Source organism: Veillonella sp. (genome assembly GCF_018381775.1).
Lineage (GTDB): Bacteria > Bacillota > Negativicutes > Veillonellales > Veillonellaceae > Veillonella.
In genome coordinates, this window is record NZ_JAGZRH010000001.1 from 1 (window position 1) to 23,631 (window position 23,631).

A 23,631-nucleotide genomic window follows, 5' to 3' on the forward strand; every position below is an offset into this window, starting at 1 on the left:
TACATCCATGGTGTTCCAGTCTTATAACTTATTCTCTAACAAGACTGTTATTGAAAACATCATGGAAGGCCTTGTAACGGTTAAGAAAATGAAAAAATCCGAAGCCCGTGAAATTGCGAAACGTTTCCTCAAGGAAGTAGGTATGGAAGGCTATGATGATTACTATCCTGTACAACTTTCCGGTGGTCAACAACAACGTATCGGCATCGCTCGTGCCCTTGCGATGGACCCAGAGGTTATCCTCTTTGATGAACCAACGTCAGCCCTTGACCCAGAGCTAGTAGGGGAAGTATTGGCCGTTATTCGCAAGATTGCAAAAGAGTTAGAGGTTACGATGATCATCGTTACTCACGAAATTGGCTTTGCGAAAGAAGTAGCAGACCAAGTGGTATTCATGGAAGGCGGCGTCATCGTAGAACAAGGTGACCCTAAAGAGGTCCTTGAACATCCTAAAGAAGAACGAACACGTAAATTCTTGAACCGTTACCTTACACTCGATAGTGAGCTGCCTCTAGATAGCGCAGCTTTATAAACGAGGTGCATAATGAAAGAATTTAGACAATTAACCGTAGATGATGCGGCTGAGTATCACGAGGTGTTGATTGCGGGATATGCAGAGAATAAGAATTACCCTATATCCTTTGATGCTATTAACTTTAGTCAAGAAGAGTCTCGTGCATGGATCTTAAAATATCCTGTGTATGGCCTCTACGTAGATGGCTCTTTGGTATGTTCTATTTCGTTCCGCATGCCTTGGATTCCAAAGGCTACACCAGATGTATACCCGCACATTGCACACTTTGTGACGGCTCCTGAACATAAGGGAAAGGGTTATGCTCGAGAAGTCCTCGCCGAAGCAGAAGACCTATTGCGCAACGTATACAAAACACCAGCCGTAACCCTAGGTACCGCAGCAGAACATCCGTGGCTTGCTAAAATGTATGAAGGCTTTGGGTTTAAAGAATACAAACGAGTACAACTACCTGGGAAGGTACATACTACTATATTCTTTAAGAAAACATTGTAATAAAATCCCCGAATTGTTTGGATTACACATTTAGATAACTTAACTTATTTTCTAAATCAGAAATATTTTTAGGGATGTACAATACAAATAGCGACTAGTTAAGATAATCAACTAGTCGCTATTTTATTTTTACCTCTAGTTACTATTTTGTTAATACATGTAATGTTATAATAAATGAAAATATTACTATTGGTGGAGTGTGAATAGGATGTATGAAATCGTAAATGAACCAAATTTAACTATTGCCTTTGATATGAATACAGAGTTATCTCCATTTGGTGTGTTTGGCATATATATTAAACAGGGCTATAATATCTGTGCTGGATATATTGACCCTAGTGATTGGTCAGGGATTCATACTGGTTACAAAGCATTAGTTAACTTGTATGAAAATTGCAAAGGGGAAGCAACTTTTACAAATATTCTGACGGGAGAAGGGGATACGCTAACATTCTCTTTAGACCAAAAGGGTGCTTTGACAATGGACGTTACTATCTGTACCACTTGTAATTACAAATGTAATATGACTATTGAAAGTTTAGATCAAACCTACTTGCCTAGGTTTATTGAGTTCTTTAAAGAATTTTTAGAACGAGAGCCAAAATAAAAAGGGGCTGCAACTAGAATGCGGTAAAACCGCATTCTGTTACAGCCTCTTTTTCTGTACCCAGTTTCTATATACAATTATTTTGTAACAACTTTAAGATCTACAGGGATTTTAGCTTCTACAGCTTCGCCTTTGAGAACCTTTTGAGCTACATCGATAGCGATTTTACCCATTTTATCTGGTTGTTGAGCAATTGTTGCAGCCAATGTGCCGTCTTGAACAGCTTTTACTGCGTCAGCAGTGCCGTCGAAGCCTACGATGAAGATTGGTTTGCCTGCGGATTTAGCTGCTTGGATAGCGCCCAATGCCATTTCGTCGTTATGAGCGAAGATAGCTTGTACGTCTGGGTTAGCTTGCAAGATGTTAGTTGCTACGTTCAAACCTTTTGTACGGTCGAAGTCAGCGCTTTGTTTTGCTACTACTGTTAAGTCTTTGTCAGCTTCGTCATGGAAACCTTTGCCCCGTTCACGAGTTGCGGAAGCACCAGGGATACCTTCGATTTCAGCTACTTTTGCTTTTTTGCCAACTTTATCTTCAATAAGTTCAGCTGCCATTTCGCCGCCTTTTACGTTATCGGAAGCGATGTGAGATACTACTTTGCCTTTGTCAGCAGAGCGGTCAACAGTGATGACAGGAATGTTTTTAGCATTTGCTGCTTCTACGGAAGTAGAGATAGCTGCAGAGTCTACAGGGTTGATGATCAATACGGATACGCCGCTTGCAATCAAGTCGGAAATATCATTTGCTTGTTTTGCAGGGTCATTTTGAGCATCAACGATTTTAACTTTAAGGCCAAGCGCTTTAGCTTGAGCCTCAACGCCTTCTTTCATAGATACGAAGAATGGGTTGTTCAATGTGGAAACAGAGAAGCCGATTGTGCCGGATTTTTTGTCGCCGCCGTTATCAGCGCTTTTATCACAGCCTGCTACAAGACCGATAACCATGATAGCCATCGCCAACAGTAACAATAGTTTTTTCATAGGAACCTCCTAGGCTTTCTTGCGGTCTGCAAGAACAGCCAGTAAAATAACAATACCTTTTACAACTTGTTGATAGAAACTGGAAACGTCGAGAATATTTAACCCATTGTTGAGGGTACCGATAATTAGGGCACCAATTAATGTGCCAACGATATGACCACGACCACCAGCAAGGCTTGTACCGCCAAGAACTACGGCTGCGATAGCGTCAAGTTCGTAGCCTGCACCTGCTGTAGGTTGTGCAGAGTTAAGACGAGATGTGATGATTGCACCAGCGATACCACAGAGCATACCAGTCAAGGCATACACGAAGATTTTAACGCGGTCAATCTTAATACCAGCAATGTAACTTACCTTTTCGCTACCACCTACGGCGTATGTTTTACGGCCTAAGGATGTGCGGCTCAATACGAACCAGAGGATGATGAAAGCAAGGAACATTGTGATGGCTGGTACTGGAAGGCCTGCAATATCCCCTTGGCCAAAGCCGTGGAATAGAGGATCTTGTGTAAGGCCAGAGATTGGGTTACCGTCTGTGAATACTAGGGTCGCACCACGGTAGATTGTCATGGTCGCCAAGGTAGCGATAAATGGAGCTACGCGGCCATAAGTGATAACAAGACCGTTAATACCGCCCAATACAAGGCCTGCACCTGCGGCTAAAACGATAGCTAATACAGGGTCAGTACCAGTTACGATGAGGTTGGCCATCACTGCACTAGAAAGGGCAAGGATGGAACCAACGGATAAGTCGATACCGCCCGTTAAGATGACAAAAGTCATACCAAAGGCGATGATTGCATTGATGGATACTTGGCGCAACAAGTTACGCAAGTTAGAGAATTCAAGAAAACTGTCGTTCATGACAGAGATAATTACAAATAAAAGGATAAGGCCGATGAGGGGGCCTAATTTTTTTACATATTGTAGAGCTTTGCTGTCCATTATTGTCCTCCTGTGGCTAATGTCATAATCGATTCTGGTGTTGCATCGCCGCGGTCCAAGATACCTGCTACGCGACCTTCATGAATGACCATAACGCGGTCGCTCATGCCTAGCACTTCAGGTAACTCAGAGGACACCATGATAATGGACACACCATCGTTCGTTAATTCGTTCATTAAATCATAAATATCACGTTTCGCACCAATATCGATACCCCGTGTTGGTTCGTCCATGATGATAATGGATGGCTTTTTACCAACCCATTTTGTGATAACTACCTTTTGTTGGTTACCACCGGATAGGGACGATGCTGGTTCGTGAATAGATTGTGTTTTAACGCCTAGTTTTTTAGACAATTCGTCAGCAAAGGAGTTGAGCTTGCCCTTATCCAGTATATGAGATGGACAAACTTCGTCAAGGTTCGGCAATGTAATATTGGAACCGATGGAGAAATCGAGGATCAAGCCTTCGCTCTTTCTATTTTCTGTGATGAAAGCAATGCCAGCTTTGATGGCATCTTCAGGTTTTTTACAGTTCAGAACGGAGCCATTAACTGTTACGGTACCGCCGTTGTGCTTATCTACACCAAAGATAGCGCGCATGATTTCTGTACGGCCAGCACCCATAAGACCTGCTACGCCGAGGATTTCGCCTTTGCGCAAGGAGAAGGAAATGTCGTTGTCGAACCCTTCTGGCTTGAGGTTATCTACGCTCATGACCACTTCGCCTGGTGTTGTGGTGCGAGCTGGGTAGAACTCGTCAATAGAACGGCCTACCATGTGGCGTACTACTTCGTCTACAGAAATCTCAGCAGTTGGTTTTGTAATGATGGTGTGACCATCACGCATAACCGTTATCGTATCGCATTCGCTAAATACCTCTTCCATACGGTGAGAGATATATACGATAGCAACGCCACGGGCTTTCATTTTGCGCATCATCTTAAACAATGTCGCCGTTTCACGCTCTGTGAGGGCTGCGGTTGGTTCGTCCATGATGACAACCTTTGCATCTAACATCAAGATGCGAAGGATTTCCGTCATTTGTTGGTGACCAACGGAGCAAAGGCCTGCCTCAGTTGTGAGTGGCAATTCGATGCCTAGTTCGCGGCATGTATTTTTTGCCTCAGCCAGCATCGCCTTTTTATCGAGCATACCGAATTTATTGCGCTTTGGTCTCATTAAATATAGATTTTCTAACAATGTTAGATTTGGCCAAATGTTGAGCTCTTGGTGGATGAAAGCCACACCGTTTAGTTCGGCCTCTCTCGGGTTCGGGAAGGTGCGCTCTACGCCATCGATGGTGATTGTACCAGCGTCTGCCTTGTGAATGCCCGTAAGGATATTCATGAGAGTAGACTTGCCGGCGCCGTTTTCGCCCATCAAGGCGTGAACCTCGCCCTCCTTGAGGGTAATACTTACATCGCGTAGTACTTGGTTCGTACCAAATGCCTTTGCAATGCCTGACATAACAATTTCCATAACTACTCCTATATGACTTGTGAAAGTATCTCTAATGTATGTAATAGATTTGAGGGTCAGTTAATCTATTGCTCTAGGGACGATCGCTGAAAATACAATCGGCGCGCAAGATAATGTTCGCATACGGAGATGCTTCACCAGTTCTAATAATGCATTTGCATTGTTTTGTTGCTTCTTTGAAAGCTTCGTGGCTCGTTTCAATCCATTCGTATTGATCAGACGGGAAGGTAGCCTCCAAGAAGTCATAAGCTTTAGGATTATTTTCCTTAATTTCCTTTGCCACATGAACTGCTTCGGATTTCATATGCTTAGCGATGATGGATACCACTTGTTCAAAGCTTGGTACACCAAAATCTAAGGCTAAGTCAATCTTTTGAACCCCTTCAGGTACTGGCAAACCGCAGTCAGCAATACAAATCGTATCTGTATGACCTAAATCAGCAAGAACCTTAGCTATATGACTATTTAAAATGCCGTGTCGTTGCATGGTAAACTCCTTATCTATTCCGATGACTGAGGCTTTAATGCCTTTATTCAATATGTTAATTCTCTGCCAAGAATGCTGCAACCTCGTCCTTCGTAGGCATGCCGCCTTGGGCGCCTAATCGTTGGATAGAGAGGGCCGCAGCTGCATTGCCGTAGTGCAATGCGTCGGCTAAGCTTTTACCATTGACGATAGCCGTTGCAAAGGCACCATTAAAGGTATCGCCTGCACCTGTTGTATCTACTGGATCAACCTTGAAGCCGGATACGGTGTGGATTTCGCCATTATCTGCATAACCTACGCCCTTGCTACCAAGGGTAACGATGATTTTATTTTCATTCGCCAACAATGTTTGCTCTGTAGATTGATTAGGGTAGAGAGCAGATAATTCATGCTCGTTTGGCGTAATATAGGTTGCCAATTCTAACCATTCAGGATTGAGGTCAGCTGCTGGAGCAGGATTTAAGAGGACTTTTACATTAGCCTCGTGGCAACGACGAACGATGTATTCGATGGTGGGAATAGGAATTTCGTTTTGCACCATTACGAGATCTGCTTGTTCAATAGCAGGCCAAGCATTATCTACTACAGATTGATCTACCTTTGCATTAGCACCTGCAATAACGATAATACTATTGTCACCTTCCGCTAATGTAATGTGTGCTGTACCTGTTGTAGTATCTGGAACCGTAACGATGTAGTCTGTGTTGATATGATTTTCTTTTAGATTATCTAAAATCATTTGGCCGTATGCATCTGCACCGATGCAACCCACCATAGTAACCTCTGCACCTAGACGAGCAGCAGCTACCGCTTGGTTGGCACCTTTGCCGCCGTGAGCGATGTGCAATTCGTTGCCCATAATTGTTTCGCCTGCCGTAGGGCGTTTGTCCGCGAGGACTACAATATCCATGTTGCAACTACCAATAACAACAATGCGATTCATAATAACTCCTTAATCAGCCTCAGCCCTAAGTGGGACTAAAAATGGATATCGTTAATTTTTATACATAAAAATCGCGGTGGTTTATACAGCAAATTGTATATAAATGTAATCGATAACCGCATAGGCGTTTACTTTCACATATCTATTAGTATAACTTAATCATTTATTAGTATAGCGTAAATACAGAACTTTATCTATATAAATAACTATAAAATATGGGTATAAGAAAAGGTATATCCAAAATCTGTGTTATATGAGTAAAAATGTACTCTCCGGATTTTGGATATACCTTATTATTGTAAGAATTAATATAGTTATATATTAGTGAAAGCTTGGCTTGTCGTAGTGTGTCCCTGGCTCGCCTACGCCGATGCTTGCACGATGGAATGGAGTTTCATCATCTACATGCAAGATGTCGAAGATGGCTTTTACTACAGCCTCGCGTGTAACTTGGGCATCGTTAAATTGAACGCCTTCAGGAATGAGCTCGTAATTTGTATTTTCTGGATCATTGTAGAGCCATGTGAGGCGCAAGATGGTGTAGTTTAAGTTGGATTCGCGCAATACATTGCGTGCTTGACGTTCGCCTTGTACATAGCTAATCGGTAAGTTGTCGAAGGTCCATTTTTCAAGGGCTGCAGGGAACTCGCCAGAAAGACCAGCCATGGAAAGGCCTATAACGCGACGCACATTTTTACGGCTCAATGCTTTCACAATGGATGCCATATCACTGCCAGACTCCATAGCACCTACGAAAACGATTTCTGCGTTTGTTACAGCTTGTTCTAATTTTGCAGGGTTTTGGAAAGAACCCTCGATGACAGTAACGCGTTCATGTTCGAGGATTTCTGGATGTAAACGGGTGGATAATTGGCGACCATATAATGTAAGGTGCATATCTGTATATGTTAATAATGTAGCAGTTAACTTCTGTGCAATCTGGCCAGCGGCCCCTAAAATAGTAATATATTTGTACATATAGACCTCCTATGTCCTAGGCATAAGTATTTATATGCATTATATCACAACTATATGACGAGAAAGTGAGAATAGAAATTTAATTAATTGCCAGGATTTCTTTTGTTGTTCTTAGTTGCGCAAATCGATTTCTCCAAATTTTTTCTTTGTAAAAGGATAAGATTTGATTGGCAGATAGATGGATGTTGTCAAAGGTTGAGATAGCATCTTCGACGATGGTAATTTTATAACCATATTCAAAGCCTACTTTCACAGATGTATCAATGCAAAATTCCACCTGCATTCCTACGAATGTTAAATTGGTAATACTTTTACTATCTAAATATTCCTTTAACCCACTATTTTTGAAGATGCTATTGTAATATTTATTGAAAATCTTTTCGTTTTCTTGAGGCTTTAATTCGTGATAAACTTGCCAATTATCACTGCCCGTTGCTAATAAACCTTCATCTTCAGAGTGTCTGATAAAAATGACTTCTATATTTTGATCTCTGAAATTTTTAATTAAGGCTTTTGTATTAGCGATAAGATTTTTCGCATCGTAAGGGTTTTCGTTAACTAAGCCTTCTTGTATATCGATTACGATTAATGCTTGTGCCATGATATATTTCCTTTTCTATTCATAAATAAGTATCTATGCGCATTATATCATAAGTATATAACAAGAAAAGGAAGAAAGAAGTATCATAGATGTTGATAGTAATTTTAAAGGATGCTGTAAAATTTAATGTTGAATTTACGCGATAATTTAACTACAATAGTGATAAGATATTAGAAAAATGAGTAGTATATCACTAAAGTATTTTGGAGGTGATAGTATGCCGAATATAAAACCTATTTCAGATTTACGTAATTATTCTGAAGTTTTACGTGATGTTACTATAGATAGTCCAGTATTCTTAACTAAAAATGGTAGAGGCCGATATGCCATTATGGATATCCAAGATTATGAACGTGTAATGGCTACAATAAAACTTATGGGCGCTTTAGAGAGCGGTCGTAAGTCTGGTGAAGAACAAGGATGGATTTCATCAGAGCAACTAAAGAGTGAGTTGGGGATTTAATTATGAATAATCAAATTAGCTATGCGCAAAAGCACTATCGTTAATCGATGGTGCTTTTTTATGGGCTTTACTTAAAGTCCTTTGATAAAGTCCCATCTTTCACAAATTCTTGAAGAGTGATAAAATATAGATTATATATTCATTTTTAGAAAAGAGGCTATTATGGAACGGATTCAAGATCTTGTGTACACGCATGTGCAGGGTGGCCAGTTTAGATGGGTCACTGTCAGCACATTGATGCTCGCATTGGGCACGATATTGCATTTGGTGAGCCCTAGTGTGGCTGGGGTAACGCCAAACTGGACGATTGCTACGTACTGCGTAGCTATTTTATTGACTCGCCCTAGTTTGAGTCAAACATTAGGGATTGGCCTTGTGGCAGCCCTCATCAATGTTTTGACGTCTAAGTCAGCATTCCCTTACGGCAACTTGTTGTCCGAACCAGGCGGTGCGTTGACAGCGGCTCTCGTAACACGTGCTATGTTGTCCATGAAGTTCCAGAAAATTGGTGGTTTTGATTTAACGCCAATCGTATCTGGTTTCTTAGCAACGGTTGTATCTGGTGGCATCTTCGTTACTCTCTTATGGCAAGTACTTGGATTGCCAAATAATGTATATATGTATGGTATGTGGCCATTGGTACTTATCGTAGGTGCTTTGAACGGTGCTATTACGCCAATCCTATATATTCCAGCGCAACGTCTATTCTCTAAACGGGGCATGTTGCCAAGTGCAGATCAATTGACGTCTGATCATAGTCATATGACAATCTTGCCTGAGCGCCAAGCTAAGATTTCCATTGAACACGTAAATTATTACCATCCAAAGGCGACTACACCATCTCTTGAAAACATCAATCTCGACGTACATGATGGGGACTTCCTCGTTGTGACTGGTCCTGCCGGTTGTGGTAAAAGTACCCTTTGCATGGCCATGGTAGGGGCTGTGCCTAAATTCTATGGCGGCCGTCTTGAAGGCATGGTCTTTGTAGATGGCAAAGCGACTACGCAAATGGAAATTCCTGAATTGGCTAATCACATCGGTGTAGTTCTTGCCGATTACGATACACAACTCGTAACGATGACTGTTCGTGAAGAAGTGGCCTTTGCCATGGAAAATCGCGGTTATGACCGTGAAACTATTAAAGCTCGTTCTGAAGAGGTGTTTGCACAAGTTGGTCTTATCGGCTTAGAAGATCGCAAAATTACTAGTCTATCCGGTGGTCAACGCCAACGTTTGGCGATTGCTTCCGTATTGGCTACGAACCCAACTGTTCTTGTTCTTGATGAACCAACGAGCTCCCTCGACCCAGATGGGACTGCCGAATTATATCGCCTCGTAGGTGATTTGAATAAGAAACACGGTATTACCGTTGTCGTTATCGACCATGACTTACACGCTGTATTGCCGTATGCAAACCGCATGGCTCTCATGGTGGATGGCTCTATTGCATGTGATGACGATGTACCAACTACGCTTCGTTACATGTACGAACACAATATTCACGTAGATGCGTTGCCATCCGTGTTCACCACGTATATGGAACTTGAACAAGCGGGGTTCCACAGCGATGAGCCTTGGCTTAGCATCGAGTCTGCTATCAAGGGCTTGCACCAAATTGAAATGGCTCACGCCATCCAAACTGAGGTGCATGGTGAAAGCAACTCTAGAGTGAATCAATCTAAAACAGTAGAAAATTCTACTAATCAATCTAATACAGTAGTTAATAAACAACCAATTCAACGCGTTGATGATGTACAAGGAAAGGACGGTGGCGCTCATGCTTAAGGTTGAAAATATCCGCTTTGGCTATGTGCCATCTGTAGACATCTTCCGTGATGTAACTTTCACCATCGAAGGGGGCGAATATATTGCCATTGGTGGTCGCAATGGTTGTGGTAAAACGACTATCACTCGTTTGCTCGTTGGTCTTGAAAAGGCGAGCGAAGGCCGCATGTACTATAACGGCACGGATATTACGGCTATGCCACCATCTAAACGGGGTCAATTTATTGGTTATGTATTCCAACAACCAGATCGCCAAATGTTCAGACCAACAGTAGCCACAGAGGTTGCTTTCGGTCCTGAATCACTAGGTCGCAGTAAATCCGAAGTGAAAGAAATCGTTGATGAAGTGTTGGAGCGTACCGGTATCGCTCACTTACGTGAAGCCTATCCACCAACATTGCGCCGCGGCGAAAAGCAACGCGTTGCGATTGCATCTGCACTAGCAATGCAATCTAAAATCCTCATTCTCGACGAACCAACAAGTGGTCAAGATGGTAAGGAAACTAAAGAGTTGTTAGCGTTGTTGCGTCAACTCAATCAAGAAGGTATTACGATCCTTCTCATTACACATGATATGGAAATCATGGCTAGCGAATGTAGCCGTGCCCTCATCATGGGTAACCAAACGGTTGCCTTTGATGGCAATCCAGAAGAATTGTTCAAGAAATCTACGGACGAATTGCAAGACCTAGGCCTTACAAAACCGCCAAGTGTGGAACTTTCACTAGCGGTACCATCTCTAGGCTATTGCAAATCCATGGATGAATTGAAATCTAAGTTAGTGGCTCAGTTGGGCAGAAAATAGGAGGGACATATGGAACGTTTAGTACCGTTAACAAAAATCTTGATGACCCTCGCTGTATCCGTGTGGGCCATTCTATTACGCGACTGGGCATCTCTATTGGCTTTAGTCATTGTAGAACTTGTCGTGTTATTTGTTGCAGGTTTATTGATCAAACAACGTAAGGCCGTAATGGCATTGACTAGTTTTGCCGTATTCCTTGGCATCATTCAATTCCTCGGCAGTGGCGATATAACATCTGCTATCGTATCCGGCTTGCGTATGCTTGCGATGACACTTGTGTTTATCTGTCTATTGGCAACTACAAAATTGCAAGACCTTACAGCAGCGCTCGTAACACAATGCAAAATTCCTTATGAATATGCATTTATGTTCACGGCAGCACTACGATTTGTGCCTGATTTCATTGCTGAAAGCCATGCTGTACAAGAGGCGCAAGCGTGCCGTGGTTTATCCTTAGAAGGCAACTTCTTGAAGCGCATGAAATCTTACGCATCCGTGATCCAACCATTGCTTTTAAAATCCTTGGGCCGCTCCGAAACAATGGCGCTATCCCTAGAACTACGCGGCTTCGGTGGACCTACACATAGCTTTGCAGCATCCGTAGGATTGAAAACTATGGACTACGCTGTAATTGGTGCATTGATTGCTATTACAGTACTACTATTCGTAATTGTGTAATAGATAGAACTAGACAAATTCATAGAATAAGGTATACTATAATTAGCTTAAAGAGTATGAGGTATCTTAATTGGTACACCTGAAAAGACACCTAGAAAGGGCGAAATTTCTAGGTGTCTTTTGATTATCTTTTGGAAATTTATTTATGGTATACTACTGATAGGTAGTAAAGCGTACAAAATATTATCTACAATATAACAAAAAGGACGAGTTGCAGCTCGTCCTTTTTGTTGCGTATTTTCTTTATGTATTGATACAGCGATAAGTTATATTTGGGCTAGTTTGTTAGGAGGATTTTATGCCTTTTTGAGTATATAAGTAAAATAAGAGCTTTTTACTTATATATACTTCAAAATGCATAAACTGAGTGGTAAAAAACGTTGTTTTTACCACTCAGTTTTGTTATATTGGGTGTATAAAGGTAAAATTTACAATTTTTACATTTTAATGGATTGTGAAAGGTGAAAAGCTATGTCATATGAACCTTTATATAAAGTGTTTTATAAATGCGAAGAGAAGTGGCAAGAGCTTCTTGATGCACGATATACATCTGAAAATACGCAACATTTAAATATATCAATAGCACAAATCAATAGAAAAAAGAGTTTTCCTGCTTTTTTTATGTATCATAAGGATATTCTTGATGTAATGATCCAATTGGAGCGGAAACATTCAGCTTTTTTAGATTTATTAAAGCAAGTTCCGTTAATTATGCACCCTCACTTACTAAACACATTCTTGGTAGAAGAAATCAAGGCTAGTAATGATATTGAAGGTGTTCATAGTAGTAGAAGAGAGATTCAAGAGGCTATTGATACAAATATTACTGAGGTAAAAAGGTTTAGTAGTATTGTTTCAAAATATAGAGATATATTAAATGCATCAGGGAAGAAAGAATTCTATATAAATGAAGATATTAGGGCTCTATATGATGAGTTAGTATCAAATGAAATTGAAGAGAAAAATAAACTAGATGGAGCGATTTTTAGACGCGACCCTGTTTCAGTTTATGATGGTTATGATAGAGAGATTCATATAGGAACTACGCCGGAATCACAAATCATCAAACTTATGACCGTAGCGCTAGAATTTTTGAATAATGATGAGATACAATTACCAATTCGTGTAGCGGTATTTCATTATATGTTTGGTTACATTCATCCTTTTTATGATGGTAATGGTCGTGTGAATAGGTATATTTCTTCTTCGTATTTATCAAAGGTGTTTCATCCATTGGTAGCCTTGCGTTTATCCGCTTTAATAAAGGCTAATCGTTCTAAATATTATAAAAGCTTTGTTAATACTACGTCAGAACGCAACGGAGGGGATTTGACTCCTTTTATTATTCAGTTTCTAACCTTTTTAGTTGATACAGTTGATAATTTAAGTGAATTGCTTAATACACGGTTAGAACGATTACGTAACGCCTGTGATCAATTAGATCAGTTTTTTATCAACCAAGGAATTACAGATGAACTGGTTCAAGATATATATTATATCTTGTTACAGACATCTTTATTTGCGATTGGACCAGGAGTTACTAGAGAAGAATTATGGAAAAATTTAGGTAAGAGTAAAAAGACCGTGTATGAACGTATTAAACATATACCACGTGAACATCTTAAAGTTCAAAAAGTGGGTAAAACAGAGCATTTTAAGTTAAAGAAATCTATATTGAGTTCTATTCAGTAATCTATGAAAGAAGAGTTACTATGAATAATTTAAATATTCGTCGTGCTAGAGTTAATGATGTACCGCCTTGTTTAGATATTTATAATTACGAGGTTATGAACGGAGTAGCAACCCTTGATCTTGAGCCGCGTACATTGCCAGAATGGCAGGAGTGGTATGAGGCTCATCAAACTTCTGAGCACTGTATTTTTATAGGGCTTATGGACGATGTTGTGGTAGGCTATGCATCGCTTTCACCATATAGAACGAAGGATGCTTTCAAAAGCACCGTCGAATTATCTATCTACATCCATCAAGAGTATCGCGGCAAAGGTGTGGCATCTAAATTGATGGCCCATATATTAGAACATGCTAAAGAAACGGACACATTACATACGGTGGTGTCTGTCATTACGGCAGGAAATGCGGCAAGTACAGCATTGCATGAACGGTTTGGATTTACCTATTGTGGACTAACACCTCAAGTTGGTTTCAAACATGGTAAATATCAGGATACCGAAACATACGCATTATTGGTATAATAAAACGTAGATAATAATACATATATAAATTGGAAATATTAATAAAGTACAGATGATAGATAAGGGTTCGCCGTGGGTTAGGGTGAATAGGGTGATTGAATGAACATGAAAGATGAACGACAGTTCGTTGGGTACAGTAAGTATCGTAGCCGCCTCGTAGATGGTCATGTACATACAGAGTTGTGTCCACATGGTAGTGGGGACCGGACTGCAATGATGATTGAAAAGGCCATCGAGTTGCGCATTGAAAAGGTATGTCTTACAGAACATGCGCCATTGCCAAAGGCTTTTGCCGTTGAATACGGTGGTGACCAAAAGGCTTATGACACAGCGTCTTTGAAATTGAACCAAGTAGATACCTACTTAGAATTAGGTCGTCAACTACAACGTGCTTATGGCACACATATCGATATCTCCCTCGGTTTTGAGGTGGATTATATTCCAGGTTTTGAGGCAGATATTCAAGAGTTCCTGGATCGCTACGGTCCGTTGACGGATGATAATATCTTGTCCGTTCACTTTATGGAAGGTGTTAATAATGCCTATTACTGCTTAGACTATAGCCCTAAGGAATTTGAAAAGGGCTTTGGTCCGTGGATTCAAAAGCAATATGAGTTATATTACAAATATTACTCCACCGTGCGCCAAGCCGTGCGTGCAGACCTTGGTGAATATACGCCAAAACGAATTGGTCACTTTGATTTGATTAAGAAATATCAACATCACTTTGGCTTTGAACGCCATTTAGATCGCCGCAATGCGCAGGTAGTAAGCGATATTTTGCATATCATGCGCGTACAAGGGCGTGAACTAGATTACAATATGAGCGGCTTCTTCAAACCAGACTGCCGTGAAATGTACCCAAGCCGCTTTATCCAAGGCATGGCAGCTGTTATTGGAGTACCATTTGTACTTGGATCTGATGCACATAGCATAGCAGATATAGAAAAAATTTGGGGCTAGATTGATGAGAAAATTGTTATTTTATCTGCTCATTTTGATTACCCTGATAACAGCTTTTGTAGCTTATATGTTTTATCATGAACCATCATCAGATGAGCTAGTTGGCCGTAGTGTAGTTTTAGAGTTTGGGCCTAAGAATGAAATTCATATTAGCAAATTGGGTAGCCAATTTATTGTATCTGATACTAGTTTCTCTAACTCTAAATTTCCTTATTTCTTTGATGCCTTTGTAGAGAAAGATAAGGCTGGCAGCTCGTATCTATACTTATTATGTAAGGATAATATGATTGTCTTTGATAATAATATGAATTGTATTCTATTCTTCTCCAAACAAAACCAAGAGTCCAAAGCTTTATTAAATCATGTAAAGAAATATTATCATTTTGATGCAAGTAAAACGAAGTATAAGATTGAAGACTTAGATGAAGTTGATAGGTCTATATATCTATCGTTACAAAGTCAAAATTAATCCTCAATTATATATATAGCTTTAATGCAGAGCTTGAGAAAGATAAGTTAAGAGAAGCGTATAAACTCTGGAAAACGGGGAGACAATGAGTAAACTTGGAATATTAGGATATTTTTTTGTTTTTATATCTATATCATTATCTATAGGGTTATATAAAATTGAGATCCGTAAATGTTCATTTGATGAAAAATATGAATATATGAAAAAACATAGAATTTTTGGTAGCCTAACAAAGTATTTATCTATAATCTCTATTATAAGTTTAGTGGTATTAAATCTTAAATTTTTAATGGATAAAGATTATAAATTTATAGTAGATTATGGCAGTATTTGGTTGATTTTCTTCTTTTTTACAATACTCACGGGGTTTTGTCAAAAAAGAGATAGTATATATTTTAAAGAGGGCCTTATTGCAGCGTTTTCTGCATTATGGGGGATTATCGTGTTTGCTTATGCGTTTAGAAAAGTCCTTTTTTAAATAGAAAATATATATTGTTTTACTATATTAGACTAATGATATGGAATTCTTTAAGAAACCATAGCAAAGGGGCACCTCGAAGGAGGTGCCCCTATTAGTTATTAATAAGGAAAACTACACTTTATTAACAGGGAAATTCTTTATGCTATACTTTAAACTGTGTTAATATGATAAAATAAACGGTATAAATACTTCAACAACTAGGTTTATTACCTATAATGACCCATAATTAAATTTGAGTAATACTAACGGTTCTATTGACAATTCTATAGAACCGTTATATTATAATTTCATACTTTAGTTAGATAAAGCGATAAAATAGAAAAGTATCGATATAGGTAAATTTTTTCTCATAGATAAATGAAAGCTATTTAACTCGTTTGAAACTGATTATATGATGCTTTCACAGGTATGAGAAATGAAATGATAGAAAGGATGTTTACGATGGTACAGCAGCAATTACCTACGGGGTTCCGCGATGATATAGGGGCCGTAGCGGAGCGCAAGGATGATGTGAGCCAATATGTGCTCGGTCTATGTCGCAGCCGCCAGTACACAAAGATCTCTACACCTCTTGTAGAGTACAAGGATGTATTTAATGGCTATGCAATGGGGCGCGGACAGCATATGTACGAGTTCATGGATAGCTCTGATGAGTCTGTCGTAATTCGTCCTGATTTGACGATGCCAATCGGTCGTTTCTTGGCTACCACTAATATTGAATTACCTCGCACGTTCTATTACTTGGGCGATGTGTTTATGAAAAATAAAAAGCACCGCGGCGATGTGAACCAAGTAACGCAAGGCGGCATCGAGATGGTTGGCTATGAAGGTATTGAAGCCGAGCAAGAATGCTTCGCCATCATTAAAGAGGTAAACGAAACGCAGCTTGGTAATAACTTATTGCTTGAGATTGGGGATGCTCGTTTCTCTCGTGCTATCACCGATGCGCTAGGCCTTAGTGATGAAGAAAGAACAGCTCTATTAGATGCTTTGTTTACTAAATATTTACCACGCTATAACGAGTTGATTTCCGATTTTAAAAATAGTGCGTTATATCCATTCTTGACTGTATGGCCTCGCTTGTTCGGCACAGTGCAAGATATTAAGGATGAGCTTAATCAAATCATCTTGCCAGCAGCGGCGCAACGCATTCTAGATAATCTCGTCGATATGGCCGATCAAGTGGCTCAAACAGGCCAACAGGTTCGCATTGACGTGTCTACAGAGCCGCTTCAATCCTACTATACAGGCCTCACCTTTAGAGGTTATGTAGACGGCGTGTCCCAATACATCGTTAGCGGCGGTCGTTATGATGGATTGCTATCTAGCTTTGATGGTACGCCGATGCCTGCCGTTGGGATGGCCTTTAACATCGATGTGTTGACCGATGTGACTTTGAATGGTGAAAGCAACAATCAAGATAATGGTAAATTGCGTATCGCTTTGACAAAGGGCCGCGTAGAGAAGGATTTCATTCCTCTCTTGGAGTCCTGTGGTGTAGACTGTGAGCCATTACGCAACAAGGCACGTAAGCTCATCATTCCATTGGATGATGCCATTGAGGTAATCCTCGCTAAAGGACCAGATGTAACAACATATTTGAAGAATGGCGTTGTAGACCTTGGCATCGTTGGTAGTGATGTACTAGATGAACAAGATGATACAAGCTATGAAATGCTTGATTTACAAACGGGCAAATGCCAATTTATCTTGGCCTCTCTTGCAGGCTATGACCCTAAAGAAGGTCGCCGTCAACGCATTGGTACAAAGTACCCAACCATTACGAAACAGTACTTTGGGGCGCAAGATGTGGAAATTATCAAAATTGAAGGTTCCGTTGAGTTAGCACCTCTCGTAGGTCTCGCTGATGCCATCGTAGATATTACAGAAACGGGCACAACATTGCGGGAAAACAACTTAGAAATCTTTGACTGGTTACAAAAGATTTCTACGCGCTTAGTAGCTAATCCATTAGCGTTAAAACAAAAGAGAAATACCATTTTTAAACTTATAGATCAGCTTTCAGAAGCCATTAATAAATAAGAGATAGAACTAATAGTGCGAATAGCATATAGGAAGAAGGACATTTGATGAAAATTTATAAGGAATCACTAGATACGATGCTCAGTATCGTACGAGATTATACACAACAAACTACAGATATGGAAATTGAACGCCGCGTGTACGATATCATCGCCGACGTTCGTACTAATGGTGATGTGGCCTTAAAGGCCTATTCTGAAAAATTCGATGGCGTGTCTATCGAAGACTTCAAGGTGCCTCAAGAGGAAATCGATGCTGCTTATGAGTCCTTATCCGATGAGTTGAAAGCAGCCTTATTAAAGGCAAAGGCTAATATTACAGAGTTCCACAGCCGTGAAATTGAGCAAGGCTTTGTAGACATGGATACACCGGGCATCATCCGCGGTCAAAAGGTCATTCCTTTGGCTCGCGTTGGCCTTTACGTTCCTGGTGGCACAGCAGCATATCCTTCTACTATTATTATGACTGCGTTGCCAGCTAAGATTGCAGGTGTAAAAGAAATCGTTATGGTTACACCGCCTCAAAAGGATGGGATCAATCCTGCTGTATTAGGTGCTGCCAAGCTTGCTGGCGTTGATGCGGTTTACCAAGTTGGTGGCGCTCAAGGTGTGGCGGCCCTTGCATATGGTACTGAAAGCATTCCAAAGGTTGATAAAATCGTAGGCCCTGGCAATATTTACGTAGCCACTGCAAAACGCCAAGTGTTCGGTCAAGTCGATATCGACATGATTGCAGGCCCTAGTGAAATCGGCGTTATCGCCGATGACAGTGCTAATCCAGTTCACCTCGCCGCAGATCTTTTGTCCCAAGCGGAACATGATCCTCGGGCGCGCGCTATTATGGTTACGACTAGCGAAAAATTGGCAAATGCCGTATCTGATGAGGTAGAACGCCAACTAAAATTGTTGCCTCGTGAAAGCATCGCTCGTCCTGCTATTGAAAATAACAGTTATATTGCCGTTATGGACAGTGTTGAAGATATGTTCACCGTAATGAACGAAGTAGCACCTGAGCATTTGGAAATCCAATTGCCAGATCCAATGGGTTACATGAGCCTTGTTCAAAATGCAGGCTCTGTATTCCTCGGTGCATATGCATCCGAGCCATTGGGTGATTACGTAGGGGGCACAAATCACGTATTGCCTACAAGTGGTACAGCACGCTTCTCATCTCCACTTGGTGTATATGACTTTGTAAAACGTACATCCTTTACACAATTTACAAAAGAACGGTTAGAAGAAGTAGCAACACACATTACTACATTAGCTCGTACAGAAGGCCTTGAAGCCCATGCTCGCGCCATCGAAGTACGCTTTGAAAAATAGTGTATATAAATAGATTGATTATATATTTGGAATCGATATTTAAATACTGATTTAAACATAGATTGAAATAGTAATTAGAAATATAGATTGTAACAATAGATTTGGAGTACAGAGGCCGTTATGATACGCACAGGTACGGTGCAACGCACCACGCAAGAAACAGATATTACAGTAGAACTTACCCTTGATGGGGCGCAAACGAGCTCCATCTCCACAGGGATTGGATTTTTTGACCACATGTTGACGCTACTGGGAAAACATGGCCGCTTTGGCCTTGTAGTAGAGGCAAAGGGCGATACATACGTAGATGCTCACCACACCGTTGAGGACATTGGCCTTGCGTTAGGTCAAGCTTTGGTGAAAGCCCTTGGCGATAAGGCAGGTATCGAGCGTTACGGCGATGCGTGGGTTCCTATGGACGAAGCATTGACACAAGTTGTAATCGATTTAAGCGGCCGTCCGTACCTTGTATTCCAAGGCGAATGGAGCACTCCTGTTCTAGGTGGCAACTTTGAAACAGAGTTAGTGGAGGATTTCTTCCAAGCACTTGCTATGAGCGGCGCTATGAACTTACACGTTCGCAATATATATGGTCGCAACACGCACCACATCATTGAAAGCATGTTTAAGGCTACAGGCCGCGCATTGCGCAAGTCCGTTACGATTAACCCAGATATTCAAGGGGTAAACTCTACAAAGGGCGTTATTTAATAAAGGAGAACCTATGATTTTTCCAGCTATAGATTTACAAGATGGTCGCAGCGTTCGCCTCTATAAAGGTGACTTCGCGCAGGAAACGGTTATCAATCCTGATCCAGTGGACCAAGCAAAACAATATGAAGATGCCAAGGTAGGCGCACTCCACCTCGTCGATTTAGATGGTGCTAAGGCGGGGAAGCCTGTTAACGTGGACATTGTAAAAGCAGTGCGTCAGGCTTTCACAGGCATCCTTGAAATCGGCGGTGGCATCCGAGATAAAGCGGCTGTTGACCTCTATTTAGGTTTAGGCGTAGACAGAGTTATCTTAGGTTCTGTAGCCCTTAAAAATCCTGAGCTTACGAAACAGGTTATCGCTGAATATGGTGCAGAGCGTATCGTTATCGGTGTAGACGGTAAAAATGGAAAGGTCGCTGCTGAAGGTTGGCTCGATCAATCCGATGTGCCTATGACCGATTTAATCGGCGCTATGATTGAAGGCGGAGCAAAGTACTTTATCGTTACTGATGTGGACCGGGACGGTACCATGCAGGGGGCTAACGAAGACTTGCTCGGCAATTTGCAAAAAACATTCCCTACAGCTCGTATCGTTGCCTCTGGTGGTGTTCGTAATTTAGAAGATATTAAATCACTTGAAGCAAAAGGCGTCATGGATAGTATCGTCGGTAAAGCGCTATATGAAGGAACGATTACATTAGAAGAAATCGCTGAGTATAACCAGCAAAACTAATAGAATTGACCATGTAGTATACGCTCTTAGTTTAATGAGTTATAAGGTATATCTAATATCTAATATTTTTTAGCTTATAACTTATGTAGGGGCATAACAGATAATATATTGGGTAGTACTCAATGGAGAGGAGATTTATGTTAGCGAAACGGATCATTCCGTGCCTAGATGTGGATGATGGGCGCGTAAAAAAAGGGGTTAATTTTGTTAATCTCGTAGATGTTGGCAGTCCCGTAGATATTGCAGCATCCTATGAGCAACAACAAGCGGACGAGCTTGTCTTTCTAGATATTACGGCCACTGTTGATGCACGGACTACCATGCGCGATGTGGTGCAAGAGATTTCATCCCAAGTATTTATGCCTCTCACCGTTGGTGGCGGTATTAAGAGTATCGATGATATGACGGCTTTATTGAAAGCTGGTGCTGACAAGGTGTCCTTGAACTCTGCAGCCCTTGCTAAACCTGAACTCATCACAGAAGGGGCTCAAAAGTTTGGCAATCAATGCATGGTAGTAGCTATCGATGTGAAAACTGATGAAGAAACGGGCGAATGGTATGCCTATACTCACGGCGGTCGTAACCGTACCGAATGGAAGGCTCTTGATTGGGCTAAGGAGGTTGTATCTCGTGGGGCCGGGGAATTGCTCGTAACGAGCATGGACAAGGACGGCACAAAATCTGGTTTTGATATTGAACTATATAAGGCCATTGAAGCCGTTGTAGATGTGCCTATTATCGCATCTGGAGGTGCAGGTACTGTACAAGATTTTATAGACCTCTTTGCAGAAACAGGCGTGACAGGTGCCTTAGCGGCATCGATCTTCCACTTTGGGGAGATTAAAATTCCAGAACTCAAAGATGAATTACGAGCTCACGGCATTACTGTACGATAGAAAGTAGCTTTCATACATACGTTTTTAAATAATTACAGTATTTAAATAATTACAGTATTTAAAGGTAATTGAAGACAGTACATAATAGGCTATGGTAACGATACTAATAAAACACTGAGTTTTAAAACGATTATTTTCATAAAGGATTACAATATGAAACCTGATTTTGAAAAGGGAAATGGCTTATTGCCAACCGTTGTACAAGATGCAGATACAAAAGATGTGCTCATGGTGGCGTGGATGAACGAAGAAAGCTTTCACAAAACATTAGAGACAAAGGAAACGTGGTTTTGGTCTCGTTCTCGTCAGGAGCTATGGCACAAGGGCGGTACGAGCGGTAATGTGCAACATGTGGTGAGTATGGCCCTCGATTGCGATGGCGATACCTTGCTCATTCAAGTGAAACCGGAAGGCCCTGCATGTCACACGGGGCGTACAAGCTGTTTCTTTAATGATGTAGAAGCATAGCGGCCCATAAGAGAACAATAATGGCAGTCAATGGAATTGGCACAATAGGATAGACAAAAGAGAATATAAATATAAGAGATGTAACGGAGTTATATATGGTACAGCAAACATTGAACGAATTATACGAAATTATCAAGAACCGCAAGGCACAGCCAAAGGAAGGTTCTTATACGAATTATTTATTTGATAAAGGGCTCGATAAAATCTTGAAAAAGGTAGGCGAAGAGGCTACTGAAGTTGTTATCGCTGCAAAGAACGAGGACCCTCAAGAATTGATATACGAAACGGCTGATGTATTGTATCACTTGCTAGTATTACTAGCAGAGAAAAATATTCCTTACGAAGCCATTGAGGCAGAACTTGCGAGCCGTGAAGGCGTAGTAAGTAAGACTACAGATCGCCCAGAAATTACAAATTTATAATGAATATATACGTTAAGAAAATAGTTAGAAAGGATAGCTTATGAAAGAGATAATTCGCACATTGAAACCTTATATACCTGAGGAACCGGCTGCAGCGGTGAAGGAACGCCTCGGTGTGGAGCGCTTGGTGCGTTTGTCTGCCAACGAAAACCCATATGGGACCTCTCCATTGGTGCGTGAAGCTATCCTTAGCTATGTAACATATAATGATGCTAACTATTATCCTGATGGGAATGCCACTGATTTGCGCCTAAAATTAGCAGAGTATTGGAAGGTACAACCAGAACAGCTCGTTATTGGTGTAGGTCTCGATGAGGTCATCGCTATGGTCAATAAAACATTGATAAGCGCCGGCGACTCCATCGTGGTTAGTGTACCTGCTTTCTCCGAGTATGCATTAAATGGCCTTGTGGAAGGTGCTGAAATTCGCGAGGTTGAGGCCGATTTTGAAACAGGTCATTATGATTTCTCTGCCCTTGTGAAAGCAGTGGATGAAACAACGCGCCTCGTATGGATTTGTAATCCTAACAATCCAACAGGAACCTATGAGTCTGTTGAAGATATTCGTAAATTCATAGCTGCTGTACCTAAGGAAACATTGGTCATCATCGATGAGGCATATATCGATTTTGTTACCACTGTAGCAGTTCCTACAGCACGAGCACTTTTAGATGAGTTCCCTAATGTAGCTATCATGCGTACCTTCTCCAAGGCATATGGCCTTGCTAATTATCGCGTAGGCTATATGATGACACCTGTAGAGTTGGCTAATTACATGCAAACTATCCGCTTGCCTTATAATCTTAATACCTTGTCCCAAGTGGCTGCAGAAGCTGCTTTTGAGGATCAAGCATTCTTAAGAAGAACAGTTTCTCAAAATGCAGAGGAACGGGCAAAATGGGATAGCCTATTTGATGAATTAAACATTCACTACTATAAGAGTGAAGCGAACTTTATTTTCTTTACTGTACCTGATGCGGAAGGCTTAGCTGATGCTTGGCTAAAAGAAGGATATCAAGTGCGCCGGGGACAACGGGATGGTTGGTTGAGACTTACCATTCCTATGGCTCAGGATGGAGCTGTTATGCGCGGTATATTAAAAGAATTCATGAATTAATCTG

General features: G+C 41.0%; 27 protein-coding genes. 20 read left to right on the plus strand and 7 right to left on the minus strand.

Annotation, left to right across the window (positions count from 1 at the left end; translation table 11 throughout):
- The 3 genes from KH109_RS00005 to KH109_RS00015 all read left to right on the plus strand — a co-directional run.
- A partial coding sequence (locus KH109_RS00005; protein WP_295214349.1) for an ATP-binding cassette domain-containing protein occupies nt 1–532 on the plus strand: 532 nt, incomplete at its 5' end.
- A 12-nt stretch (nt 533–544) separates the two neighbouring features.
- Nucleotides 545–1,027, plus strand: a complete 483-nt coding sequence (locus KH109_RS00010; protein WP_227283407.1) for a GNAT family N-acetyltransferase — start codon at nt 545–547, stop codon at nt 1,025–1,027.
- A gap of 208 nt (nt 1,028–1,235) precedes the next feature.
- The gene (locus tag KH109_RS00015) at nt 1,236–1,634 is read left to right on the plus strand and encodes a hypothetical protein (RefSeq protein WP_295214351.1); all 399 of its coding nucleotides are present in this window, start codon (nt 1,236–1,238) and stop codon (nt 1,632–1,634) included.
- 77 nt (nt 1,635–1,711) lie between these two features.
- Here KH109_RS00015 and rbsB read toward each other — a convergent pair whose 3' ends face one another.
- From rbsB to KH109_RS00050, 7 genes are all read right to left on the minus strand, one after another.
- On the minus strand, nt 1,712–2,614 hold the full coding sequence (gene rbsB, locus KH109_RS00020) for a ribose ABC transporter substrate-binding protein RbsB (protein WP_295214353.1): 903 nt from the start codon (nt 2,612–2,614) through the stop codon (nt 1,712–1,714).
- 9 nt (nt 2,615–2,623) lie between these two features.
- Entirely contained in the window at nt 2,624–3,559 is a 936-nt protein-coding gene (gene rbsC, locus KH109_RS00025) for a ribose ABC transporter permease (RefSeq protein WP_004694241.1), read from the minus strand.
- On the minus strand, nt 3,559–5,040 hold the full coding sequence (locus tag KH109_RS00030; RefSeq protein ID WP_295214357.1) for a sugar ABC transporter ATP-binding protein: 1,482 nt from the start codon (nt 5,038–5,040) through the stop codon (nt 3,559–3,561). Before KH109_RS00030 ends, rbsC begins: the two co-directional genes overlap by 1 nt.
- Before the next feature lie 73 nt (nt 5,041–5,113).
- On the minus strand, nt 5,114–5,527 hold the full coding sequence (gene rbsD / locus KH109_RS00035; protein ID WP_295214360.1) for a D-ribose pyranase: 414 nt from the start codon (nt 5,525–5,527) through the stop codon (nt 5,114–5,116).
- 55 nt (nt 5,528–5,582) lie between these two features.
- Nucleotides 5,583–6,470, minus strand: a complete 888-nt coding sequence (gene rbsK / locus KH109_RS00040) for a ribokinase (RefSeq protein WP_295214363.1) — start codon at nt 6,468–6,470, stop codon at nt 5,583–5,585.
- Nucleotides 6,471–6,791: 321 nt separating this feature from the next.
- A complete protein-coding gene (locus KH109_RS00045; protein ID WP_295214366.1) occupies nt 6,792–7,448 on the minus strand; it encodes an NAD(P)H-binding protein in 657 nt (218 codons plus the stop codon).
- A 79-nt stretch (nt 7,449–7,527) separates the two neighbouring features.
- Entirely contained in the window at nt 7,528–8,049 is a 522-nt protein-coding gene (locus KH109_RS00050; protein ID WP_295214369.1) for a cysteine hydrolase family protein, read from the minus strand.
- A gap of 217 nt (nt 8,050–8,266) precedes the next feature.
- Between KH109_RS00050 and KH109_RS00055 the strand changes: the two genes are divergently transcribed.
- The 17 genes from KH109_RS00055 to hisC all read left to right on the plus strand — a co-directional run bounded on the left by KH109_RS00055 (nt 8,267) and on the right by hisC (nt 23,627).
- Nucleotides 8,267–8,512, plus strand: a complete 246-nt coding sequence (locus KH109_RS00055) for a type II toxin-antitoxin system prevent-host-death family antitoxin (protein ID WP_009351852.1) — start codon at nt 8,267–8,269, stop codon at nt 8,510–8,512.
- 162 nt (nt 8,513–8,674) lie between these two features.
- Nucleotides 8,675–10,300 (plus strand): tryptophan transporter, encoded by a 1,626-nt coding sequence (locus tag KH109_RS00060; RefSeq protein ID WP_295214373.1) that lies wholly within the window; start codon nt 8,675–8,677, stop codon nt 10,298–10,300.
- A complete protein-coding gene (locus KH109_RS00065) occupies nt 10,293–11,105 on the plus strand; it encodes an ABC transporter ATP-binding protein (protein ID WP_295214376.1) in 813 nt (270 codons plus the stop codon). Before KH109_RS00060 ends, KH109_RS00065 begins: the two co-directional genes overlap by 8 nt.
- A 9-nt stretch (nt 11,106–11,114) precedes the next feature.
- Complete coding sequence (locus KH109_RS00070) at nt 11,115–11,783, plus strand: energy-coupling factor transporter transmembrane component T (protein WP_295214378.1); 669 nt, start codon at nt 11,115–11,117, stop codon at nt 11,781–11,783.
- Between the two features lie 471 nt (nt 11,784–12,254).
- Nucleotides 12,255–13,475 (plus strand): Fic family protein, encoded by a 1,221-nt coding sequence (locus KH109_RS00075; protein ID WP_295214381.1) that lies wholly within the window; start codon nt 12,255–12,257, stop codon nt 13,473–13,475.
- A 20-nt stretch (nt 13,476–13,495) separates the two neighbouring features.
- Entirely contained in the window at nt 13,496–13,996 is a 501-nt protein-coding gene (locus KH109_RS00080) for a GNAT family N-acetyltransferase (RefSeq protein WP_295214384.1), read from the plus strand.
- A gap of 99 nt (nt 13,997–14,095) precedes the next feature.
- Nucleotides 14,096–14,959 (plus strand): histidinol-phosphatase HisJ, encoded by an 864-nt coding sequence (hisJ, locus tag KH109_RS00085; protein WP_295214387.1) that lies wholly within the window; start codon nt 14,096–14,098, stop codon nt 14,957–14,959.
- Between the two features lie 4 nt (nt 14,960–14,963).
- Nucleotides 14,964–15,428, plus strand: a complete 465-nt coding sequence (locus KH109_RS00090) for a hypothetical protein (protein WP_295214390.1) — start codon at nt 14,964–14,966, stop codon at nt 15,426–15,428.
- An 85-nt stretch (nt 15,429–15,513) separates the two neighbouring features.
- Nucleotides 15,514–15,906, plus strand: coding sequence for a hypothetical protein (locus tag KH109_RS00095; RefSeq protein ID WP_024066491.1), 393 nt, complete (start codon nt 15,514–15,516; stop codon nt 15,904–15,906).
- Nucleotides 15,907–16,350: 444 nt separating this feature from the next.
- Nucleotides 16,351–17,952: an ATP phosphoribosyltransferase gene (gene hisG, locus KH109_RS00100; protein WP_295214393.1), complete on the plus strand. Its 1,602-nt coding sequence runs from the start codon at nt 16,351–16,353 to the stop codon at nt 17,950–17,952.
- Nucleotides 17,953–17,999: 47 nt separating this feature from the next.
- Nucleotides 18,000–19,277, plus strand: a complete 1,278-nt coding sequence (gene hisD / locus KH109_RS00105) for a histidinol dehydrogenase (protein WP_295214396.1) — start codon at nt 18,000–18,002, stop codon at nt 19,275–19,277.
- 120 nt (nt 19,278–19,397) lie between these two features.
- On the plus strand, nt 19,398–19,988 hold the full coding sequence (gene hisB, locus KH109_RS00110) for an imidazoleglycerol-phosphate dehydratase HisB (protein ID WP_295214400.1): 591 nt from the start codon (nt 19,398–19,400) through the stop codon (nt 19,986–19,988).
- A gap of 13 nt (nt 19,989–20,001) precedes the next feature.
- Entirely contained in the window at nt 20,002–20,724 is a 723-nt protein-coding gene (hisA, locus tag KH109_RS00115) for a 1-(5-phosphoribosyl)-5-[(5-phosphoribosylamino)methylideneamino]imidazole-4-carboxamide isomerase (protein ID WP_295214404.1), read from the plus strand.
- Between the two features lie 137 nt (nt 20,725–20,861).
- Nucleotides 20,862–21,620, plus strand: a complete 759-nt coding sequence (gene hisF / locus KH109_RS00120) for an imidazole glycerol phosphate synthase subunit HisF (RefSeq protein ID WP_295214407.1) — start codon at nt 20,862–20,864, stop codon at nt 21,618–21,620.
- 153 nt (nt 21,621–21,773) lie between these two features.
- A complete protein-coding gene (gene hisI, locus KH109_RS00125; RefSeq protein WP_295203942.1) occupies nt 21,774–22,088 on the plus strand; it encodes a phosphoribosyl-AMP cyclohydrolase in 315 nt (104 codons plus the stop codon).
- Nucleotides 22,089–22,183: 95 nt separating this feature from the next.
- Nucleotides 22,184–22,510, plus strand: a complete 327-nt coding sequence (gene hisE, locus KH109_RS00130) for a phosphoribosyl-ATP diphosphatase (protein ID WP_295214409.1) — start codon at nt 22,184–22,186, stop codon at nt 22,508–22,510.
- A gap of 40 nt (nt 22,511–22,550) precedes the next feature.
- Entirely contained in the window at nt 22,551–23,627 is a 1,077-nt protein-coding gene (hisC, locus tag KH109_RS00135; RefSeq protein ID WP_295214412.1) for a histidinol-phosphate transaminase, read from the plus strand.
- Nucleotides 23,628–23,631 lie beyond the last annotated feature (4 nt).

What these genes read in the sequence shown, in the direction of transcription:
- KH109_RS00090 (WP_295214390.1), top strand. Translation starts at nt 14,964, where the DNA reads ATGAGAAAATTGTTATTTTATCTGCTCATTTTGATTACCCTGATAACA.
- KH109_RS00010 (WP_227283407.1), top strand. Translation starts at nt 545, where the DNA reads ATGAAAGAATTTAGACAATTAACCGTAGATGATGCGGCTGAGTATCAC.
- hisC (WP_295214412.1), top strand. Translation starts at nt 22,551, where the DNA reads ATGAAAGAGATAATTCGCACATTGAAACCTTATATACCTGAGGAACCG.
- hisF (WP_295214407.1), top strand. Translation starts at nt 20,862, where the DNA reads ATGTTAGCGAAACGGATCATTCCGTGCCTAGATGTGGATGATGGGCGC.
- rbsB (WP_295214353.1), bottom strand. Translation starts at nt 2,614, where the DNA reads ATGAAAAAACTATTGTTACTGTTGGCGATGGCTATCATGGTTATCGGT.
- hisI (WP_295203942.1), top strand. Translation starts at nt 21,774, where the DNA reads ATGAAACCTGATTTTGAAAAGGGAAATGGCTTATTGCCAACCGTTGTA.
- KH109_RS00080 (WP_295214384.1), top strand. Translation starts at nt 13,496, where the DNA reads ATGAATAATTTAAATATTCGTCGTGCTAGAGTTAATGATGTACCGCCT.
- KH109_RS00050 (WP_295214369.1), bottom strand. Translation starts at nt 8,049, where the DNA reads ATGGCACAAGCATTAATCGTAATCGATATACAAGAAGGCTTAGTTAAC.
- KH109_RS00075 (WP_295214381.1), top strand. Translation starts at nt 12,255, where the DNA reads ATGTCATATGAACCTTTATATAAAGTGTTTTATAAATGCGAAGAGAAG.
- rbsK (WP_295214363.1), bottom strand. Translation starts at nt 6,470, where the DNA reads ATGAATCGCATTGTTGTTATTGGTAGTTGCAACATGGATATTGTAGTC.
- KH109_RS00045 (WP_295214366.1), bottom strand. Translation starts at nt 7,448, where the DNA reads ATGTACAAATATATTACTATTTTAGGGGCCGCTGGCCAGATTGCACAG.
- KH109_RS00030 (WP_295214357.1), bottom strand. Translation starts at nt 5,040, where the DNA reads ATGGAAATTGTTATGTCAGGCATTGCAAAGGCATTTGGTACGAACCAA.
- hisG (WP_295214393.1), top strand. Translation starts at nt 16,351, where the DNA reads ATGGTACAGCAGCAATTACCTACGGGGTTCCGCGATGATATAGGGGCC.
- KH109_RS00095 (WP_024066491.1), top strand. Translation starts at nt 15,514, where the DNA reads ATGAGTAAACTTGGAATATTAGGATATTTTTTTGTTTTTATATCTATA.
- hisB (WP_295214400.1), top strand. Translation starts at nt 19,398, where the DNA reads ATGATACGCACAGGTACGGTGCAACGCACCACGCAAGAAACAGATATT.
- KH109_RS00065 (WP_295214376.1), top strand. Translation starts at nt 10,293, where the DNA reads ATGCTTAAGGTTGAAAATATCCGCTTTGGCTATGTGCCATCTGTAGAC.
- rbsD (WP_295214360.1), bottom strand. Translation starts at nt 5,527, where the DNA reads ATGCAACGACACGGCATTTTAAATAGTCATATAGCTAAGGTTCTTGCT.
- hisE (WP_295214409.1), top strand. Translation starts at nt 22,184, where the DNA reads ATGGTACAGCAAACATTGAACGAATTATACGAAATTATCAAGAACCGC.
- hisD (WP_295214396.1), top strand. Translation starts at nt 18,000, where the DNA reads ATGAAAATTTATAAGGAATCACTAGATACGATGCTCAGTATCGTACGA.
- KH109_RS00070 (WP_295214378.1), top strand. Translation starts at nt 11,115, where the DNA reads ATGGAACGTTTAGTACCGTTAACAAAAATCTTGATGACCCTCGCTGTA.
- KH109_RS00060 (WP_295214373.1), top strand. Translation starts at nt 8,675, where the DNA reads ATGGAACGGATTCAAGATCTTGTGTACACGCATGTGCAGGGTGGCCAG.
- hisJ (WP_295214387.1), top strand. Translation starts at nt 14,096, where the DNA reads ATGAACATGAAAGATGAACGACAGTTCGTTGGGTACAGTAAGTATCGT.
- KH109_RS00055 (WP_009351852.1), top strand. Translation starts at nt 8,267, where the DNA reads ATGCCGAATATAAAACCTATTTCAGATTTACGTAATTATTCTGAAGTT.
- hisA (WP_295214404.1), top strand. Translation starts at nt 20,002, where the DNA reads ATGATTTTTCCAGCTATAGATTTACAAGATGGTCGCAGCGTTCGCCTC.
- rbsC (WP_004694241.1), bottom strand. Translation starts at nt 3,559, where the DNA reads ATGGACAGCAAAGCTCTACAATATGTAAAAAAATTAGGCCCCCTCATC.
- KH109_RS00015 (WP_295214351.1), top strand. Translation starts at nt 1,236, where the DNA reads ATGTATGAAATCGTAAATGAACCAAATTTAACTATTGCCTTTGATATG.